Consider the following 18,319-nt stretch of genomic DNA (forward strand, 5'->3'; position numbering starts at 1 on the left):
TAAACAATCTACCTTATAAAGTCAAAGATTAAAAAACTTTATTCCCCATTTACCACTACCCATGTTTTGGTTTTTGAGATAGGCCGACTTTCAATTATACTAACTTTATCTCCTTCTTGATATTTATTTTCTGAATCATGAGCAGCATATTTTTTAGATACTTTCACAAATTTTTTATAAATAGGATGCTTAAACTTTCTTTCTACTTTTACTGTAACCGTCTTATCAGCTTTTGAACTTATAACTACGCCTTGTAACACTCTTTTCGGCATTTTAATATTCCTCACTATTAGCTCTTTTGGTTAATTCAGTTTTAATACGTGCTATAGACTTTTTGACTAACGAAAACCTACTAGTATTTTTTAAATCACCTAAAGCTTGTTGAAATCTTAAATTAAACAATTCTTTTTTTAAAAGATTAAGGTTTTTATAAAGCTCTTCTATTGTTTCAGTAGATAACTTACTTCTTAATAATTTTAAATCATTCATAACGTCTCACTATCCTTGTTCTAACAGGTAATTTTGCACTTGCAAGCTCCAAAGCTCTAAGTGCAACATTTTCTTCTACCCCTTCAATTTCAAACATAATTCTTCCAGGCGAAACTCTAACTGCAAAAAATTCAGGAGAACCTTTACCTTTACCCATTCTTACTTCGGCAGGCTTTTTAGAAACGGGAACATCCGGAAAAATGCGAATCCATAATCTTCCTTGCCTTTTCATACATCTAGTAGCAGCTTTTCTTCCTGCTTCTATTTGTCTTGCAGTAACACGCCAACCATCTATAGATTTTAGACCAAATGATCCAAAAGCAAGCGTCGTACCTGCTTTTGCTGTTGAAGCAACCCTACCCTTATGAGCTTTTCTAAATTTTTGTTTTTTCGGAGCTAACATTTTAATACTTAAAATTAATTATATCTTTTATTTTCTGTATATTCACCTTTATAAATCCACACTTTAACCCCTATCACTCCATAAGTAGTTATAGCCTCAGCTGTTGAATAATCAATATCAGCTCTTAAAGTATGTAACGGCATTCTTCCTTCTATATACCATTCGGTTCTAGCAATTTCAGCACCTCCAAGTCGTCCTGAGCAACTAACCCTGATACCTTGTCCACCTTGTTTAAATGACGCCTGAATTGCTGTTTTCATGGCTTTTCTAAAAGAAACTCTTTTTTCCAGCTGTAGTGCTATAGTTTGAGCTACTATAGCAGCATCTATATTAAATTTTCGAACTTCGTGAATATTTATATAAACTTCTTTTAAAGAAGTCATTTTCTCGATAGCTTTTTTTAGCTTATCAATTTCACTACCGTTTCTACCGATAATGATATTTGGTTTTTTGGCATTAATATTAATTATAATACTTTTATTAGACGGGCGTTCAATTAAAACTCTACTAATTTGGGCTTGATTAAAACCCTTATTTATAAAATCCCTAATTTTTAAATCTTGTATAAAAAGAGTTTTATAATGTTTTTCTGCATATAATATGGAATCCCAACCTTTAATTAAAGTCGGTCCAACTCTAAAACCATGTGCACAAACTTTCTGCCCCATTTTAATTATCCTCTTTTTCTGTAACAGTTATATAAAGATTACTAAAAAACTTATTTATTCTAGTTGCTCTTCCTTTTGCTCTTGGCATAACTCTTTTCATTACTAAAGCCTTACCTACAGTCGCTTTAGTAATAACCAATCTATCTATATCTAGACCTAAATTATTTTCAGCATTTGCAACAGCAGATTGTAAACAATCTTTTACAACTTTTGCAATTCTTTTAGGAGAAAAAGTTAATTGTACCAATGCTTCAGATACTTTCATATTTCTAATAAAGGCTGCAACTAAATTGAGCTTCCTTGAACTTACTCTAATAGATTTAGCTTGTGCCGTAGCAAAATTTTTATTTTCCTGTACCATATAAATCTTTATTTTCTTTTGATTTTTTTATCTGCTCCATGACCGTGAAATGTTCTAGTAGGAGCAAACTCACCTAATTTTCTTCCAACCATTTCTTCATTTACAGAAACCGGAATAAATTTATTTCCATTATGCACAGAAAAGGTAAACCCTACAAAAATAGGTAAAATCGTTGACCTTCTAGACCAAGTTTTAATCATTTCAGATTTACCTGATTCCATCAATTTTTGAACTTTCTTTATTAAATAACCGTCTACAAAAGGCCCTTTCCATATTGAACGTGCCATACTAATACCTAATTAATTTAAAATCTATTTTCTTTTCTTTACGATAAATTTTGAAGTACGTTTATTTTTACGTGTCTTCTTACCCTTTGTTGGGAATCCCCAAGGAGTAACAGGATGGCGACCTCCTGAAGTTTTACCTTCACCACCGCCATGAGGGTGATCTACAGGATTCATTGCTACACCTCTAACATGCGGTCTCCAACCTAACCATCTATTTCTACCGGCTTTGCCTAAATTAATATTTTTTTGATCCGGATTAGATATACTACCTATAGTAGCTTTACAATCTAAAGGTACTAACCTAAATTCACCTGATCTTAATTTAATCTGAGCATATCCTGAATCTTTACCCACTAGATCTACTGAAGTACCTGCAGACCTTGCAATTTGACCGCCCTTACCGACTTTCATTTCAACATTATGTAAAGTAGTACCGATAGGAATGCATTTTAAAGGTAAACAATTTCCTATTTTTATATCAGCATCTTGACTTGATATTACTCTATCACCTACAGATAATTTTTGTGGTGCTAGAATATAAGAATATTCCCCATCTTCATATTTTATTAAAGCAATAAAAGCAGTTCTATTAGGGTCATACTCTATTCTTTCAACAATAGCAGAAACATCAATTTTATTTCTTTTAAAATCAATAATACGATATAATTTTTTGTGTCCTCCACCTCTGTGCCAAGAAGTAATTCTACCTTGATTATTTCGTCCACCGGTTTTAGATATACCTTTGGTCAAAGATTTTAAAGGTCTGCCTTTCCATAAACTAGTTTTATCAACTTGAACTAACTCTCTAAGAGAAGGAGTAATTGGATTAAAGTTTTTTAAAGCCATTTATTTAATTCCTCCGGCAAAATCGATATTATGGTCTTTTTCTAATGTAACAATAGCTTTCTTTCTATTGATTTGAGTCCCTATAATGCCTTTAAATCTTTTCTTCTTACCTTTAACGTTTAAAATATTCACTTTTTTTACTTTTACTTTAAATATTTCTTCTATAGCCTTTTTAAGGGTAAGTTTTGCAGCAAATTTATCTACATAAAAAGCGTATTTATTTTGTTCCGAAAGGGTTGTAGTTTTTTCTGTAATAATAGGTTTTCTAATTAAATCGTAGTATTTATAAGCACTCATCTTAACCTCTCTTCTAAAACACTCACTGCTTCTTGTGATAATAGGACATATTCATGTCGTATTATATCATAAACATTGGCTCCTATTTGTGGAACAATCACAGTATTATAAATATTTTTTGCAGCTAAAGAAAAATTAATATCTACTTCATTTCCGTCTATTACAAAGAAACTTTTCCCTTGAAATTTGTTTAATATATTTACAAGAGCAGAAGTTTTAGGCTTATCTAGCTTTAAAGAATCTATTACTAATAATTTTCCTTCAGCGCATTTCTCAGATAAAGCATGAATTAAACCCAGTTTTCGTACTTTTTTAGGTAATTTCGTTGCATGACTACGTACTCTAGGTCCATGAGCTACACCACCACCACGCATCTGTACCGATCTAAGAGAGCCTTGTCTTGCATTACCTGTACCTTTTTGCTTAAACGGTTTTTTTGTGGTTCCTAATACTTCTGATACTGTTTTAGTTTTGTGGTTACCGGACATTGCCTTAGCTCTCTGCCAATCAATAACCTGCTTTATTATATCATCTCTGATAAATTCAACAGCAAATATATCTTCATTTAAGCTAATCTCACCAACTTCTTCATTAGCAAGACTTAATATTTTAGTTTTCATCTTTATTTTAACCTTATACAGTCTTATATAAAACTTTTATATAAATAATATTGCATGGCGTTTTGTTAATGTGATAATCTTTAACCTCAACAAACATGTCTAAATATCTATTATACAGTTATTGAAATCTTTTTTATTGCATCTTTTACTGAAAGATACGAATTTTTGTGACCGGGTATACTACCCTGAATCATAATAAGCTTACGCTCTTTATCAACTGCAAATATTTTCAAATTTTGAATAGTAACTTGGTTACATCCCATATGACCGGCCATTTTTTTGCCTTTGAAAACCTTTCCTGGATCTTGTCTTTGTCCTGTAGAACCATGCGAACGATGGGATATCGAAACACCGTGAGAAGCTTCAAGACCTCTAAAATTATGTCTTTTCATACTACCGGCAAATCCTTTACCTATAGTAGTTGCCGTTATATCCACAAATTGTCCTGCCGTAAAATGGTCTACTTCTAAACTTGCTGCTATATCAATAAAATTCTCTTCAGAAATTCTAAATTCTTTTAATTTAGTTTTAGGAGATATTTTAGCATTAGCAAAAACTTGTCTCATAGGTTTGGTTACTCTAGATATTTTTTTATCTTTTACACCTATAACCAAAGCATTATATCCATGTTTTTCTAGAGTTTTATGCCCTACTACTTGACAATCATCAACTTTGACCAATGTTAAAGGAATTCTTTCGCCTTTATCATTAAAAACACTAGTCATCCCAATTTTTTGAGCAATTATACCAGTTCTCACTTATTCCCCACTCTCTAATTCAATCACTACATCAACACCTGCTGCTAAATCAACTTTACTTAAAGCATCGACAACCGCCGGATTTGGATCACCTATAACTAATAATCTTTTATGCTTTCTAATTTCAAATTGCTCTCTTGACTTCTTATGTACATGAGGAGACCTATTTACGGTAAATCTTCCAATTTTTTTAGGTAAAGGAATAGGACCATTAATGTTAGCAAACGTTCTTTTAACAGCACTAACTATCTCTTTTGTAGCTTGATCAAGACTACGGTGATCAAATGATTTTAAACGAATTTTGATTTTATTTTTCATTCAGTAAACCTAATATTTAAACAGCAAGATGTTTTTTTTAGACATCTTTCTAAACTGTACTTCTAGAGGTAATTTGTACGTCGACCCGGCACTCGAATCCTCACGTCCGTTATATACGCTGTGGTTCTGCATTCCGTACCTCCTTCAAATTCTTCTCTATAAGCCGGTTCGGAAAAATGTCTATTACACCTTAAAATATAAATACCTATTATTAAAAAATAATAGGTATTTATAAAATCAATTAATTATTTATTTTAGTTACTACGCCGGCACCCACTGTTCTACCACCTTCACGTATAGAGAATTTCAACCCTTCCTGCATCGCAATCGGTTTAATTAATTCCACTGTAAAAGTAGCATTATCTCCAGGCATAACCATCTGCTTATCAGCAGGCAATTTTATTGTACCGGTAACATCTGTTGTTCTAAAATAGAACTGCGGACGATAATCATTAGTAAATGGGGTATGACGTCCACCCTCTTCTTTACTAAGCACATATACTTCAGCTTCAAACTTATCATGCGGTTTTATGCTACCAGGTTTTGCGAGAACTTGTCCTCTTTCAACTTCTTCTCTTTTTGTACCGCGTAGTAATATGCCAACATTATCTCCGGCTTGTCCTTCATCAAGTAATTTTCTGAACATTTCTACACCGGTACAGGTAGTTTTTTGCGTATCTTTTAGACCGACTATTTCAATTTCCTCACCTACCTTAATTATTCCTGACTCTACTCTACCCGTTACAACAGTACCTCTTCCTGAAATAGAGAATACATCTTCTATTGGCATTAAGAAAGGTTTATCCGTAGCTCTTACAGGCTGCGGTATATAGCTATCTACTGCATCCATTAGCTCATTAATAGCTTTTTCACCTTCAGGCTTTCCTTCTAAAGCTTGAAGTGCCGAACCTTTAATAATAGGTATTTCATCACCCGGGAAACCATATTTTGATAATAATTCCCTTACTTCCATCTCTACTAGTTCTAATAGATCAGGATCATCCACCATATCTATTTTATTTAAAAATACTACCATAGCAGGCACACCTACCTGTTTTGCTAGTAATATATGCTCTCTAGTTTGCGGCATAGGACCATCAGCAGCAGAAACTACTAATATTGCACCGTCCATCTGAGCGGCACCGGTTATCATGTTCTTTACATAGTCAGCGTGTCCCGGACAATCTACGTGTGCATAGTGTCTATTTTTAGTCTCATATTCTACGTGTGCAGTAGAAATAGTTATACCTCTTTCTTTTTCTTCAGGAGCAGCATCAATTTGATCATACGCTGTAGCTTGTGCTCCACCTGTCTTAGCAAGTACTATAGTTATTGCTGCCGTTAAGGAAGTTTTACCGTGATCTACGTGACCGATCGTACCTATATTAACGTGCGGTTTAGTTCGTTCAAATTTTGCTTTTGCCATATTATTACTCTCTACAATTTTTTAGGTTTAATACAAGTTTTTTTATAAGTGCATTTTCTTGCTAAATTTATTTGTTACCACTATCTCTGGAGCGGGTGATGGGAATCGAACCCACACAGCCAGCTTGGAAGGCTGGAACTCTACCATTGAGCTACACCCGCATTGTGGCACTATTAATAAAATAATTTCAAAGTTATTTTGTTAACAGTGCTATATCAATTTTATTCAGATTTATAAATATACACAATTATGTTTTATTTTTAAATAAAATGATATGCTTCCCTGAACCATTTAAGTGGTGGAGGGAGAAGGATTTGAACCTTCGAACGCTTACGCGGGCAGATTTACAGTCTGCTGCCATTGACCACTCGGCCACCCCTCCTAAAGAACTTTACTGTATTAAATAGACTAATTCACTGTAAAATACAATATATAATTAGCATTAGGACTTAATAAAACTTCTTGCCGAATCATCAAATAAACAAATAGCAGCTTGCACATTTATTTAGTTGTAACTTTCTATAATAAATAGTAGTTTCTGTCAAGCACAAATTACTGACGGTTTTCAATAAGATGCAAAATAAAAAACTTGATTCTAAACATTGTTATTATATGTATGGGAAACATCCTGTCTTTTCTGCTCTAAATAATCCAAAACGTCAAATTGACAATATTTTATGCACTAGGGAAATTTTTGAGACACATAAAAAATTAATAGGTACTAGAGCTTATGAAATTGTTAATAACGATATTTTATCTAAATTACTGGAAAACCAAACACATCAAGGAATAGCTGCAAAAATTAGACCAATTTTTTCTTACAATTTAGAGGACATAGATATAACAAATCCAAAATGTAAAATTGCGATTCTTGATCAAATAACAGACACACAAAATATTGGCGCAATTATTCGTAGTGCCGCTGCTTTTGATATAAATGCTATAATATTACCTCAAGATAATTCTCCAAATGAAAACGGCAGCATTGCTAAAGCGGCTTGCGGTACTTTAGAATTAATACCTATAATTAAAGTTACTAACTTACGCTCATGTATGAATTATCTTAAAAAACACGGCTTTTGGATTATAGGTCTAACAGGTTCTGCAAATGACTACTTTACCGATAAATTAATTTCCGACAAAATAGTATTGGTATTTGGCTCAGAAGATAAAGGCATACGAAGATTAGTTGCAGAAACATGTGATTATTTAGCCAAAATCCCTATTTCTCAGAGAGTAGAAAGTCTTAATGTATCAAATGCCGCTTCTATACTTTTTCATTCATTACATAAATAATATTTTTAATAAATCACATATTGTTTTTTATTTACTTCGATATAAATATTTAGTCTACTAAAATTAAAGTCATAAACTTTGATTATATCAATTAACTTGAGAGACAAGTCATGAAAAGGGAACCAAATGAACAAATTATCGAGAGTTTTGAAAAACAATTAGACATATTTATAAATGCACTTACAGAAAAAGAGATAACAACAGCTATATTAAACAATTTTTTTGATAAAGTGATCAATAACCTCAAGAATGAAAGATTAATTAATGATATTATATTTGATATATATCAAGGTAAAACAGTAATTACTAAACCTATATATTCCGATTATATAGCATCCTCTGACCCTAAATATAACGAACATTGGCAAAAATTTTATAGTTTTAATCGTAATCTTATGATAGAAAGCACATTAATATTTATTGCTAAGAATCTAAAAAAAGCTTCTTTAACAGACAAATTATATTATAGCTTTGCTAAATTAGCCCAGCAGTTAGATTTGAATGCAGTAAGTGATCATTTTATAAAAAAAATAGATAATTATATAACATTTAACAATTTATGAAAAATTACAGAACCGAAAGTGATTCTTTTGGAGAAATTCAAATAGAAGAAAAATTTTATTGGGGGGCTCAAACTCAAAGATCTTTAGAAAATTTTAAAATAGGCAAGCAAAAAATGCCTGAAATTTTAATTCGTGCTCTTGCTATTTTAAAAAAATGTGCAGCACAGGTTAATCATGAGTTTGGTGCTTTAGAAGCTAAAATCGCTATAAGTATAGATAAAGCCACGGATAGAATCTTAGCAGGCGAATTTGAGGATAATTTTCCTTTAGTAGTTTGGCAAACAGGTTCAGGAACGCAAACAAACATGAATATGAACGAGGTTATTGCCTCTATTGCCAACGAAGAATTAACAGGCAAGAAAGGTGGCAAATCTCCGGTACATCCTAACGATCATGTTAATAAAGGACAATCATCCAACGACTCTTTTCCAACCGCTATGCATATAGCAACCGTACTTGCAACTAAACAGCAACTGATACCAGCTTTGAATAATATACTGACCTCTTTGCAGGATAAGTCAAAAGATTGGGACAAAATCATAAAAATAGGACGTACCCACTTGCAGGATGCAACTCCTTTAACTCTTAAACAGGAATTCTCCGGATATATTACACAAATAGAGTATGCTTTAGAACGCATAGAAAATGCACTACAAAAAGTTTATCTACTTGCCCAAGGAGGCACAGCAGTCGGTACAGGTATTAACTCAAAAATAGGCTTTGATATAAAATTTGCCGAGAAAGTGGCAGAGTTTACTAAACAACCCTTTAAGACGGCTCCTAATAAATTTGAAAGTCTAGCTGCTCACGACGCACTAGTAGAATTTTCAGGAACTCTTAATACTATAGCAGTTAGCTTAATGAAAATAGCAAATGATATAAGACTGCTCGGCTCCGGTCCAAGATGCGGTCTTGGTGAGCTACATTTACCTGAAAATGAACCTGGTTCTTCTATTATGCCTGGTAAAGTAAACCCTACACAAGTCGAAGCTTTAACAATGGTGTGCAGTCAGGTGATGGGAAATCATGTTACGGTTACTATTGCCGGCTCAAACGGACATCTTGAACTTAACGTATTTAAACCCGTAATAATATACAATATCCTACAATCTATAGAGCTGTTATCCGATAGCGTAAATAGCTTTGTTACTCACTGTGTTAAAGGATTAGAACCCAATATAGCACGCATTAATGATTTACGTGATAAATCTCTAATGCTTGTTACAGCTCTTAATCCGCATATAGGCTATGATAATGCTGCAAAAATTGCTAAAGAAGCACATAAGCACGGGATCACTTTAAAAGAAGCAGCTAAAAAACTCAATCTTCTATCGGAAGCAAAATTTGATAAAATAGTAGTCCCTGAAAAAATGGTTAGTCAATCTTAGGTTTGATATAAAGATATTAATTTAAACTATTAATGTTACTGTATAAAATCTTATAAATAGGATAATATTAAATTCGTCTATTATTATATTACCTATGTGAAACAAAATTTATCTAATCAAATTAACCTACTCGAAGCAAAAACTCATTTTTCTGATCTAATACAGCGTGTACAAGACGGAGAACAAATTACCATTTGTAAGCATAATACGCCGGTTGCAAAAATTATAACTCAAAAACCTAAAATGGATAATATAGTAAAGCAAATAAGAGAATTCCACAAAGGCAAAACATTAGAGCTCCTTATACTATAAAAGAGTTCAGAGATGAAGGTAGAAAATGGTGAATTCTAAACCGTTTATAGCCGATTGCTCCATAACTGTCTCATGGTTCTTTTATGATGAACGTGATAAATCTTCAGATTTTACATTAGATTATTGTTATAAGTTTAGAGTGATAGTACCGCCTCTTTGGAGACTTGAAGTAACTAATGTAATATTAATAGCAGAAAAACGTGCTAGAATAAAATCAGTAGAGGTTATTAAAATAATAGATTTTTTAAACTCTCTCCCCCTTAATATATCAAATTTAAATTTTTCCATACATGAAATTAAACTGCAAGAGCCAACAATCTTACTACATATGATACAACTTATTTATTAACTGCCATGCATGAAGTACTTCCTATGGCCACTAACGATAAAGCATTAATCAAAGCATGTCATAATAACGGCATGCCACTATTTTATAGTGAATTAGCTTGAATTAGGGATGATTTATAAGAAATATTTTATTTTTTTAAGGGCATAGCGAATACCGTTAATACTAATCCATTTACGGTATGAGATATGTTCTTAAAAAAATAAAATATTTCTTATAAATCATCCCTAATTCAAGCTAATTCACTATAAAATACAATAATCCATATTTTTCATAAAAAGTTTATGGAAATTTCTAAATCTTTTATTATACTTAAACATTAATTATATAAAATAAAAGAGTATCATGGTTTTAAATATCAAAGCTCCTGAAAATATAGTATTAAAACCGACCATTACAGTTTTTGGCGTTGGGGGTGCAGGTAGTAATGCAGTAAATAATATGATTAGTGCTAATCTGCAAGGTGCTAATTTTGTAGTAGCTAATACTGATGCACAATCGCTTGAACATTCTTTATGCACTAACAAAATACAACTCGGTGTTTCTACGACTAGAGGTCTTGGGGCAGGAGCTTCTCCTGAGGTTGGAGCACTTGCTGCTCAAGAATCAGAAAGCGAAATTCGTAATTACCTAGAAAATAGCAATATGGTATTTATTACGGCAGGTATGGGCGGTGGTACAGGTACCGGTTCTGCACCAGTTATTGCACGCATTGCTAAAGAACTAGGCATCCTTACGGTTGGGGTAGTAACTAAACCTTTCCATTTTGAAGGCGGTCATCGTATGAAAACTGCCGATAAAGGACTTATTGAATTACAGCAATTCGTTGATACTTTAATTGTAATACCGAACCAAAATCTATTCCGTATTGCTAATGAACAAACGACGTTTGCCGATGCTTTCAAAATGGCAGATGACGTATTACATGCAGGCGTTAGAGGAGTAACGGATTTAATGATTATGCCGGGACTTATTAATCTTGATTTTGCCGATATTAAAGCAGTAATGAGTGAAATGGGTAAAGCAATGATGGGTACAGGTGAAGCTAATGGCGAAGATAGAGCTATTAAAGCGGCAGAATCTGCCATTTCAAATCCACTGCTAGATCATAGCTCAATGTGCGGTGCAAGAGGTGTATTAATCAATATTACCGGCGGTTCCGACATGACCTTATTTGAAGTTGACAACGCTGCTAATAGAATTAGAGAAGAAGTAGACAACCTTGATGCTAATATTATTTTCGGTTCAACATTTAATCCGGAATTAAAAGGAATGATCAGAGTATCAGTGGTTGCTACCGGTATTGATGCCGATAAAGTACCGACATATAAACCCGCAATAGCTGAAACTACCAATATAGTTCCTGAGGAAACTTATAATAAAACTATAGCACAACCTACACAAATAGAAGAAATGCCTGATTTTAACAGCTACAGTACCAAAAATATTGAAATTACCGACTCTCCAATAAATCAAAATTTTATCGGAAATGAAAAAGAGCTAGGGCTACATGCCAATACTTTCAACAAATCTGAAGATGACTCACCCAAACCATCATTTTTAGGAAAAATATGGGGTTCTCTGCGTGCTTCAAATAATCAAACTTTAGAACGCAAAAACGTTGTTGTTAGTACTCTAGATCAAGATAATAAAGAGTCTGATATTCATGACATACCGGCTTTTTTAAGAAAGCAACGGGATTAGATTAGAAAATGAATATAATTTCAGAACAGCATAAAAAAAGAATTATTAGAAATAACTAAAAATTTTCCTGCAGATACTGCATCACTAATAAATTATGTAGATAAAACATTTAAATGTCACATTCATGATTTATCTTTATCGGATCAAAAAGATTTAAAGTTTTTTATAGCAAAAAGCTTTGCAAATCAAATGGATGTTTGTAAAACTAAAGAACATGTTCAAAATTTTTTACAAGAGTTACACGAGCTATGGGAAGATTTATTTAAAGAGATATTGGAAGATAAGCCTGTATATAGTTTAGACATTGACTAAGCAACATACTATGCCGAATTAGATTTTACCGAATTAAATCAAAATAATCTGCTGAATACAAGATTTAGCGTAACCTCCCTTGATTTTCATTTAATAGCAATGCTACCTAACTTTTCTAGTGACAAACAAAAATATAAGGCTGAACTAACCTTTACAGAATTAAAACAAAATAATTTTGCAAAAATATATTTGGAAAAACAACAATATAACTCTCAAAGTATTCTTATTTCAAATATAAAATAATCACAATAATTACATATTATTTCCTAAGATTATAAACCTTGAAGAACAAGTTACAATAGATATATTAAATAATTTATTATTAGGTGCTTATAATAAATGTAATTTTTTTGAATCCAATAACGGATCAGAAATATATTTTAAATTACCTAATAATGAAAGGCTTGCCATGAAAGTTTTTAGTTTAAATAATCAGCCTATATTAAAAGAAAATAAATTTGAAAATTCTATATTATTTTTAAGTACAAAAATAAACGAAAATGGTGATGTTGACTATAGTGAAGGCTTTAGTACTGATATTATAAGCCAATGGTACAATAAATGCTTCTTATATAATTCCTCTAGGCGAGATAATGGATTCTAATTAAAAAATAATCATATGCCAAATAAAATTATACTATTTCTTACATCATGTTTTTTAAATACTGATTTATTACCGATAAGCGGTTAAAAGATATTGCACCCTATCCTACACCACTTGAAAATCAAAAGTGTTATGTAATTCATTTACCTACAGAGTCCAATGAAGAAAAGCTAAAAGTAGAATTGCAAGCAACAAAAAATGCAATGCAAGATTGTAATCGTGTTGGGTTTGGTGGTAAGCTGGAAACAAAAACTTTAGAAGGATGGGGATATAATTATTATATAATCGATCAAGTTAGCGATCACCCTGCTAGTACAATGATGGCATGCCCAAACGTAAAAGCAACCATACAACCGGTTAGTGTATTTCTTAGGCGATGAAACATTTTTAAGCTATAATAGCAAACTACCTATCGTAGTGCTCCAAAAGATGTTGAACTACACTACGTTATTTGGCATCAAAATGATACAATCAATTCCGCAAAGGAAGAATAGGACATACTATTCTTCACAAAAATTTAATATACTATATGATATTTAACGTCATCGCGAGCAGTCGTAGACTGCGTGGCAAAAAAAATAATCAAAAATTCTGTAAATCAGAAACTTTTACTAGATTGCTTCGTCGAAACTTGCAGTTTCTTCTTGCAATGACGAAGCCTAACACAGTTAGCATACTAAATTACTCAAAATCTTCCTCTACAGCTTCAACTTCTTGCACTTCCGGTACAAAATGTTTAAGCATGGACTCAATGCCGTTTTTTAAGGTGATGGTGGAACTAGGACATCCAAGGCATGCACCACGAAGTGCTAATTTAACTACACCGTTTTCAAAGCCTTTATATATTATGTCGCCACCGTCTTGTGCAACAGATGAACGCACCCTAGTTTCAATAATCTCTACGATTTGTTTCTCTATTTCCGAAAGCCCATCAAGGTTATGATTTACATTATCTGCTTTGGTGTTTTCTTCAAATACAGGCAAGCCTAAAACAAAATGATCCATAATAACCATTAAAATCTCAGGCTTTATAACTTGCCAATTACCTTCAGCTTGTTTAGTTACTGTTATAAAATCACTACCGAAAAATACTGATTTTACATTATTAATATAAAATAATGATTCTGCAAGTTTGCTTCTTCCTTTTACTTCAGCAAGCTCACTAAAAAATACCGGCTGATCACTACTTATTTCCTGCCCTGGGAAAAATGTTATTGCATCCGGATTTGGAGTATCTTCAGTTTGAATAAACATAATTAAAGCACACTAATAAATTTGTTGATTATTATAAATTGATAGTACTACTTTTACAATATATTTGTATTTAGGCATTTTTACATGGCGCTCAACAGTATGTCATTCCTGCGGCAGCAGGGGAATCCAATACTACCTATCCACGTCATTGCGAGAAGGCATTTATGCCGACTAAGCAATCTCATGCAATTTAAGAGAGATTGCCACGTCGCTACGCTCCTCGCAAGGCATTGTTGCAGGGACCGGTAAAGCACTCGGTGTCAAGCCACGGGATGACAGAGGTGAAATTGATCCACACAACAACGCCTCTTCGCAATGACAATTATAAATATTTTGCTAGATTCCCGCTTTAGCTAGAAATAACATAAGGCGGCAAATATCTAATTAATATACAAGCCGGTATAAAACAAAATCCTGCTACAATAAAGAAATAAGTCCAGCCTAAATAAGTAGCTGCATAGCCTGAAATACTACCAAACAATATGGTACTAATATAAGCAATAGAAGTAATTAAAGCAATTTGGGTTATACAATATTTAGAACTACAGCATCTTAATTGGTAAGAAAAAAACGGCGACATAGTGAAGCCCTTGGTAAATTCTTGAAAGAAGACCGCTATATACAAACTTGTAATATCTCGATTATAAAAATAGAGAAATAAAAAAGATAGGCTAGATAAAGCATGATATATTAATGCTCTTTTAAGCAAATAAGAATATTCATATTTTCGGGACAAAAACCCACCTATAAAACCTCCAAGGATTGTAGCACACATACCGAAAGCTTTATATCCAAGAGCTAAATCTTTCTTCGTATACCCAATATCAAGATAAAACATATTCGGCATAATTGACAGAAAATTATCTTGAAGACGATATAGAAGCATAAAACTAACAATTATTAGCCATTTAGGTTTCTTGACAAAATCATAAAAAGCATGCCAAAATCTATCAAAATCATTAATAATTATCTTATCTTTAAATTTAAGCGGATAGATTATAATTAATAGTAATGATGGTATACATAAAATTGCCATAGCACGATACACATCTTGCCAGGATATGATAGTAGATAAATATAACGCTCCTGAACCTGCTATAAGTATACCTATTCTAAAGCCTGTAGTACAAGCTGCCTCACTTATGCCCCAATTTTTATTTGTAATCAGTAACATCTGTGATGATTGAAGTAACATATCATAAATGGACGAAAAAAATGCCACAGCTACTAAGCATAAAGCAAATGGTATAAAATGAGTGTTAGGGTTAAAATTTGTTAGAATATATACACAAAAAATACAACTAACCAAAGCAATAATTAAACAATATTTATATCCCCGCTTACTTAAAGGAGCAAAACTTACTTTTTCAAGCAAAGGACCCCATAAAAATTTAAATATATGAATAAAATTCACTAAACTAAAAAGCCCGATAGTGATTTTATCAAAACCGGATTCTCGAAGCCAAAAAGAAAGAGTTGAACCGGTAAGTAAATAAATTAAACCTCCAGGAAAAGAAATTATTAATATAAAGAAAATATTAGATATATATTGAAATCGTGAAAAATTTAAACTTATGAATTTATCCTCCTTTAAAATATACGGTTGTCATTCCTGCAAAGGCATCGCCCGCATGGATATCTAATCGTCATGAGCAGCCATAAGGCTACGTGACAATCTCATGAAATAATAATAAACTCTTGAGATTGCTGCGTCCATTACTTATGTAATTTCCTCGCAATGATATAAATAACGTAAACCTAAACTACGATACTTTCTTTCTTTTATTACCGTAGCTGTTACCATCAAAGGTTCTTTTACGGCTACTATCAAAAGCATTAAACTTTTTACCGTCACCGCCAGCTCTTTTACCGAATGATCTTTTACGATTATTTTTATCACTTCTAAACTCACTACGTGGCGTAGATTCTCCTTTATTTACTAAACGATCGATTGCACGCCATCTAATAACATCATCAGGAGAAATAAAAGACAACGCATGTCCGGTAGCCCCTGCTCTACCCGTTCTACCTATCCTATGTAAATAATCTTCAGGACACATAGGTAAATCATAATTAATAACATGCTGTGTATGAGGAATATCAAGCCCACGAGCTGCTACATCAGTTGCTACCATTATTCTATGGTTTGACTTACGAAATGATAAAATTACTCTTTCACGTTGACGCTGACTTAAATCACCGTGTATCGCTTCTGCTGTATGATTTTCATATTTTAACATTTTAGCTAATTGATCGGCAGAGCGTTTAGTCTTCACAAAAATAATGACCGATCCTTCCCTATTACCAAGTTGTTTAGTTAATGCACTAAATTTTTCTTTATCAGAAACATGCATTGATTCCTGTTTTATTTCTGCAGCTGCTTTATTAGTAGCACCTACCGTAATACGTACCGGATTGTTTAGATATTTTTGAGAAACAGCAATAATATGTTTTGGCATAGTAGCGGAAAACATTAAAACTTGTCTTTTTTCCGGTAAAAATTTATTGATTTCTTCTAATTGTTCTTTCATCCCCATATCAAGCATTCTATCCATTTCGTCAAGTACGGTTATGCCTATACGATCAATTTTTAGACTTCCCCTATTTAAGTGATCGATAATACGCCCCGGCGTACCGATAATCACTTTTGGATTCTTTTTTAATTGCATAAATTGTTTAGGCATCGGTTCACCGCCTATCAAAACTGCACTATTAATTTTATAGGATGTAGTTACTTTATTTAAAGTACTGTGTATTTGCGTTGCTAATTCTCTAGTCGGCACAAGAATTAAAGCAGTAGTTTTATTTTTAATAAATGAATCAATTAACGGCAATAAATAAGCAAGAGTTTTGCCTGAACCTGTTTGGCTAGAAGCGAGTATGTCCGATCCCGCCATTGCAACCGGAATCGATTGCTTTTGTATTTCAGTTGGCTCAGTTATATTCATTGTCTCGAGAGCAATAATTAATTCTTCAGATAAATTAAAATTTTTCATTATATAATCCAATATAGTTTTAAATCAAAATATGCACATTATTGATTAGACCTCTTAACATAACTCATTTCTTAAAGATATATGAGACATCGACGCTGCTCTCTCATCCTTACATACTTAACTATGTACGCTGCGTAGAGTAGCAGTTCTTATTCCCTTTATAAGATAAGTTATGCAATAGGTCTATTGTATAAAAAATAAGTTATAGTAAATTAAAATAACGACTTATATAATTATCCTGAATCAAAAAATATGCTTAAGCTAGATTACAAAACACCCACTAAATATATAAAACGATAATGAATAATGAAACTATTTTAGAATCTTATTCAAGCCAGAATAATATTATTAGATTTAGGGCATTTTCATGCCCTTTAGTAAAAATAATTTATTATACTTAAAATTATATAGGTTATTATAAGACAAAACAAAATATTTACTATTTTGATAAAGATGACTAGGCTACCCTAAATTATAAACAATTGTGGATAGCTGCTTTTGGTATTATAAATTTATTTCATTCTGAGGTTAACAGCATAGGCTTTTCCTTGCTTTTCTTCAAGATCAAAAACTACATCTTGTCCTTCTTCAAGGCTATGTAAACCTGCTGCGTCTACAGCTGATTTGTGTACAAACACATCTTTGCCGCCATTGTCCTGTTCAATAAATCCAAAATTCTTTGTAGAATTATACCACTTAACTTTACCTACTATATTTGTAGCCATAAAAACCTTTATTAGATAGAAATTACTTATTTGAACTTAACACACGCTTATAATAACTAAAACTTAAATTTTACTTTAAGCCTTACTTAAATATAAGAGCCGGTAAAATTCATTATGTAAAACTACCTTACCTTGCGGCATTTGTCAATAAACATGTCAATAACATGCAAGAGAAAGTATGACTTCCTGAAACTAATCTATCATATTATTACTATTTTGTCACTATTTAAGTTAATTATCTAATAAATTAATGAGTAAACTAACGATTTTAAATGTGTTTAATAACTTTTTCATATCAGACTAATATATTAACGATAAAAGTACTTGCTTTTTCGTATTTTTTTTA

At 32.4% G+C, this 18,319-nt stretch carries 27 protein-coding genes, 2 tRNA genes and 1 pseudogene; 11 read left to right on the top strand and 19 right to left on the bottom strand.

Features of this window, described 5'->3' with window-relative positions; translation table 11 throughout:
• Positions 1-38: 38 nt before the first annotated feature.
• The 15 genes from rpsQ to ACHBLB_RS00515 all read right to left on the bottom strand — a co-directional run bounded on the left by rpsQ (position 39) and on the right by ACHBLB_RS00515 (position 6,855).
• The gene (rpsQ, locus tag ACHBLB_RS00445; RefSeq protein ID WP_004997812.1) at positions 39-272 is read right to left on the bottom strand and encodes a 30S ribosomal protein S17; all 234 of its coding nucleotides are present in this window, start codon (positions 270-272) and stop codon (positions 39-41) included.
• Between the two features lies 1 nt (position 273).
• Positions 274-489: a 50S ribosomal protein L29 gene (rpmC, locus tag ACHBLB_RS00450; protein WP_004997809.1), complete on the bottom strand. Its 216-nt coding sequence runs from the start codon at positions 487-489 to the stop codon at positions 274-276.
• Complete coding sequence (gene rplP, locus ACHBLB_RS00455) at positions 482-892, bottom strand: 50S ribosomal protein L16 (RefSeq protein WP_004997806.1); 411 nt, start codon at positions 890-892, stop codon at positions 482-484. Before rplP ends, rpmC begins: the two co-directional genes overlap by 8 nt.
• Before the next feature lie 14 nt (positions 893-906).
• Positions 907-1,560, bottom strand: a complete 654-nt coding sequence (gene rpsC, locus ACHBLB_RS00460) for a 30S ribosomal protein S3 (RefSeq protein WP_475841837.1) — start codon at positions 1,558-1,560, stop codon at positions 907-909.
• A gap of 1 nt (position 1,561) precedes the next feature.
• Entirely contained in the window at positions 1,562-1,921 is a 360-nt protein-coding gene (gene rplV, locus ACHBLB_RS00465; protein ID WP_004997796.1) for a 50S ribosomal protein L22, read from the bottom strand.
• 8 nt (positions 1,922-1,929) lie between these two features.
• Positions 1,930-2,208 carry a 30S ribosomal protein S19 gene (rpsS, locus tag ACHBLB_RS00470; RefSeq protein WP_004997794.1) on the bottom strand — a complete coding sequence of 93 codons (279 nt, stop codon included), beginning with the start codon at positions 2,206-2,208 and terminating at the stop codon, positions 1,930-1,932.
• A 24-nt stretch (positions 2,209-2,232) separates the two neighbouring features.
• Entirely contained in the window at positions 2,233-3,054 is an 822-nt protein-coding gene (rplB, locus tag ACHBLB_RS00475; protein ID WP_012151149.1) for a 50S ribosomal protein L2, read from the bottom strand.
• Entirely contained in the window at positions 3,055-3,351 is a 297-nt protein-coding gene (gene rplW, locus ACHBLB_RS00480; RefSeq protein ID WP_475841839.1) for a 50S ribosomal protein L23, read from the bottom strand.
• Positions 3,348-3,971, bottom strand: coding sequence for a 50S ribosomal protein L4 (rplD, locus tag ACHBLB_RS00485; RefSeq protein ID WP_004997785.1), 624 nt, complete (start codon positions 3,969-3,971; stop codon positions 3,348-3,350). The genes rplW and rplD overlap by 4 nt, the downstream gene beginning before the upstream one ends.
• A gap of 110 nt (positions 3,972-4,081) precedes the next feature.
• Complete coding sequence (gene rplC / locus ACHBLB_RS00490; protein ID WP_475841842.1) at positions 4,082-4,729, bottom strand: 50S ribosomal protein L3; 648 nt, start codon at positions 4,727-4,729, stop codon at positions 4,082-4,084.
• On the bottom strand, positions 4,730-5,047 hold the full coding sequence (gene rpsJ / locus ACHBLB_RS00495; RefSeq protein ID WP_010977588.1) for a 30S ribosomal protein S10: 318 nt from the start codon (positions 5,045-5,047) through the stop codon (positions 4,730-4,732).
• Positions 5,048-5,056: 9 nt separating this feature from the next.
• Positions 5,057-5,179: a palindromic element RPE1 domain-containing protein gene (locus ACHBLB_RS00500; protein ID WP_475841844.1), complete on the bottom strand. Its 123-nt coding sequence runs from the start codon at positions 5,177-5,179 to the stop codon at positions 5,057-5,059.
• Between the two features lie 109 nt (positions 5,180-5,288).
• The gene (gene tuf, locus ACHBLB_RS00505; RefSeq protein ID WP_004997779.1) at positions 5,289-6,473 is read right to left on the bottom strand and encodes an elongation factor Tu; all 1,185 of its coding nucleotides are present in this window, start codon (positions 6,471-6,473) and stop codon (positions 5,289-5,291) included.
• Between the two features lie 87 nt (positions 6,474-6,560).
• Positions 6,561-6,634, bottom strand: a tRNA-Gly gene (locus ACHBLB_RS00510).
• Positions 6,635-6,769: 135 nt separating this feature from the next.
• Positions 6,770-6,855, bottom strand: a tRNA-Tyr gene (locus ACHBLB_RS00515).
• A gap of 191 nt (positions 6,856-7,046) precedes the next feature.
• On the opposite strand from ACHBLB_RS00515, the gene rlmB reads away from it, so the two are divergent.
• The 11 genes and pseudogenes from rlmB to ACHBLB_RS00570 all read left to right on the top strand — a co-directional run bounded on the left by rlmB (position 7,047) and on the right by ACHBLB_RS00570 (position 13,378).
• Positions 7,047-7,769 carry a 23S rRNA (guanosine(2251)-2'-O)-methyltransferase RlmB gene (gene rlmB, locus ACHBLB_RS00520; RefSeq protein ID WP_012262532.1) on the top strand — a complete coding sequence of 241 codons (723 nt, stop codon included), beginning with the start codon at positions 7,047-7,049 and terminating at the stop codon, positions 7,767-7,769.
• A 110-nt stretch (positions 7,770-7,879) separates the two neighbouring features.
• Positions 7,880-8,332, top strand: coding sequence for a hypothetical protein (locus ACHBLB_RS00525; protein ID WP_475841846.1), 453 nt, complete (start codon positions 7,880-7,882; stop codon positions 8,330-8,332).
• Positions 8,329-9,720 carry a class II fumarate hydratase gene (gene fumC / locus ACHBLB_RS00530; RefSeq protein WP_475841848.1) on the top strand — a complete coding sequence of 464 codons (1,392 nt, stop codon included), beginning with the start codon at positions 8,329-8,331 and terminating at the stop codon, positions 9,718-9,720. Before ACHBLB_RS00525 ends, fumC begins: the two co-directional genes overlap by 4 nt.
• A 96-nt stretch (positions 9,721-9,816) precedes the next feature.
• Positions 9,817-10,064 (top strand): annotated as a pseudogene (locus ACHBLB_RS00535) (type II toxin-antitoxin system Phd/YefM family antitoxin).
• A complete protein-coding gene (locus ACHBLB_RS00540; RefSeq protein WP_475841850.1) occupies positions 10,058-10,381 on the top strand; it encodes a type II toxin-antitoxin system VapC family toxin in 324 nt (107 codons plus the stop codon). The pseudogene ACHBLB_RS00535 and the gene ACHBLB_RS00540 overlap by 7 nt, the downstream one beginning before the upstream one ends.
• Before the next feature lie 5 nt (positions 10,382-10,386).
• Positions 10,387-10,482 carry a toxin of toxin-antitoxin system gene (locus tag ACHBLB_RS00545; protein ID WP_475841852.1) on the top strand — a complete coding sequence of 32 codons (96 nt, stop codon included), beginning with the start codon at positions 10,387-10,389 and terminating at the stop codon, positions 10,480-10,482.
• Positions 10,483-10,723: 241 nt separating this feature from the next.
• The gene (gene ftsZ, locus ACHBLB_RS00550; protein WP_475841854.1) at positions 10,724-12,082 is read left to right on the top strand and encodes a cell division protein FtsZ; all 1,359 of its coding nucleotides are present in this window, start codon (positions 10,724-10,726) and stop codon (positions 12,080-12,082) included.
• Between the two features lie 189 nt (positions 12,083-12,271).
• Positions 12,272-12,394: a hypothetical protein gene (locus tag ACHBLB_RS00555; protein ID WP_475841856.1), complete on the top strand. Its 123-nt coding sequence runs from the start codon at positions 12,272-12,274 to the stop codon at positions 12,392-12,394.
• Between the two features lie 99 nt (positions 12,395-12,493).
• Positions 12,494-12,637 (top strand): hypothetical protein, encoded by a 144-nt coding sequence (locus ACHBLB_RS00560; protein ID WP_475841858.1) that lies wholly within the window; start codon positions 12,494-12,496, stop codon positions 12,635-12,637.
• A gap of 166 nt (positions 12,638-12,803) precedes the next feature.
• Positions 12,804-12,998 carry a hypothetical protein gene (locus ACHBLB_RS00565; protein WP_475841860.1) on the top strand — a complete coding sequence of 65 codons (195 nt, stop codon included), beginning with the start codon at positions 12,804-12,806 and terminating at the stop codon, positions 12,996-12,998.
• Positions 12,999-13,135: 137 nt separating this feature from the next.
• Complete coding sequence (locus tag ACHBLB_RS00570) at positions 13,136-13,378, top strand: ecotin family protein (protein WP_475842689.1); 243 nt, start codon at positions 13,136-13,138, stop codon at positions 13,376-13,378.
• Positions 13,379-13,679: 301 nt separating this feature from the next.
• On the opposite strand, the gene ACHBLB_RS00575 is transcribed toward ACHBLB_RS00570, so the two are convergent.
• From ACHBLB_RS00575 to ACHBLB_RS00590, 4 genes are all read right to left on the bottom strand, one after another.
• Positions 13,680-14,252, bottom strand: a complete 573-nt coding sequence (locus tag ACHBLB_RS00575; RefSeq protein ID WP_475841862.1) for a NifU family protein — start codon at positions 14,250-14,252, stop codon at positions 13,680-13,682.
• A 349-nt stretch (positions 14,253-14,601) separates the two neighbouring features.
• The gene (locus ACHBLB_RS00580) at positions 14,602-15,828 is read right to left on the bottom strand and encodes an MFS transporter (protein ID WP_475842691.1); all 1,227 of its coding nucleotides are present in this window, start codon (positions 15,826-15,828) and stop codon (positions 14,602-14,604) included.
• A 187-nt stretch (positions 15,829-16,015) separates the two neighbouring features.
• Positions 16,016-17,248 (bottom strand): DEAD/DEAH box helicase, encoded by a 1,233-nt coding sequence (locus ACHBLB_RS00585; RefSeq protein ID WP_004997760.1) that lies wholly within the window; start codon positions 17,246-17,248, stop codon positions 16,016-16,018.
• Between the two features lie 512 nt (positions 17,249-17,760).
• Positions 17,761-17,973 carry a cold-shock protein gene (locus tag ACHBLB_RS00590; protein ID WP_475841864.1) on the bottom strand — a complete coding sequence of 71 codons (213 nt, stop codon included), beginning with the start codon at positions 17,971-17,973 and terminating at the stop codon, positions 17,761-17,763.
• Between the last annotated feature and the right edge of the window lie 346 nt (positions 17,974-18,319).

This window comes from Rickettsia lanei (assembly GCF_056242675.1).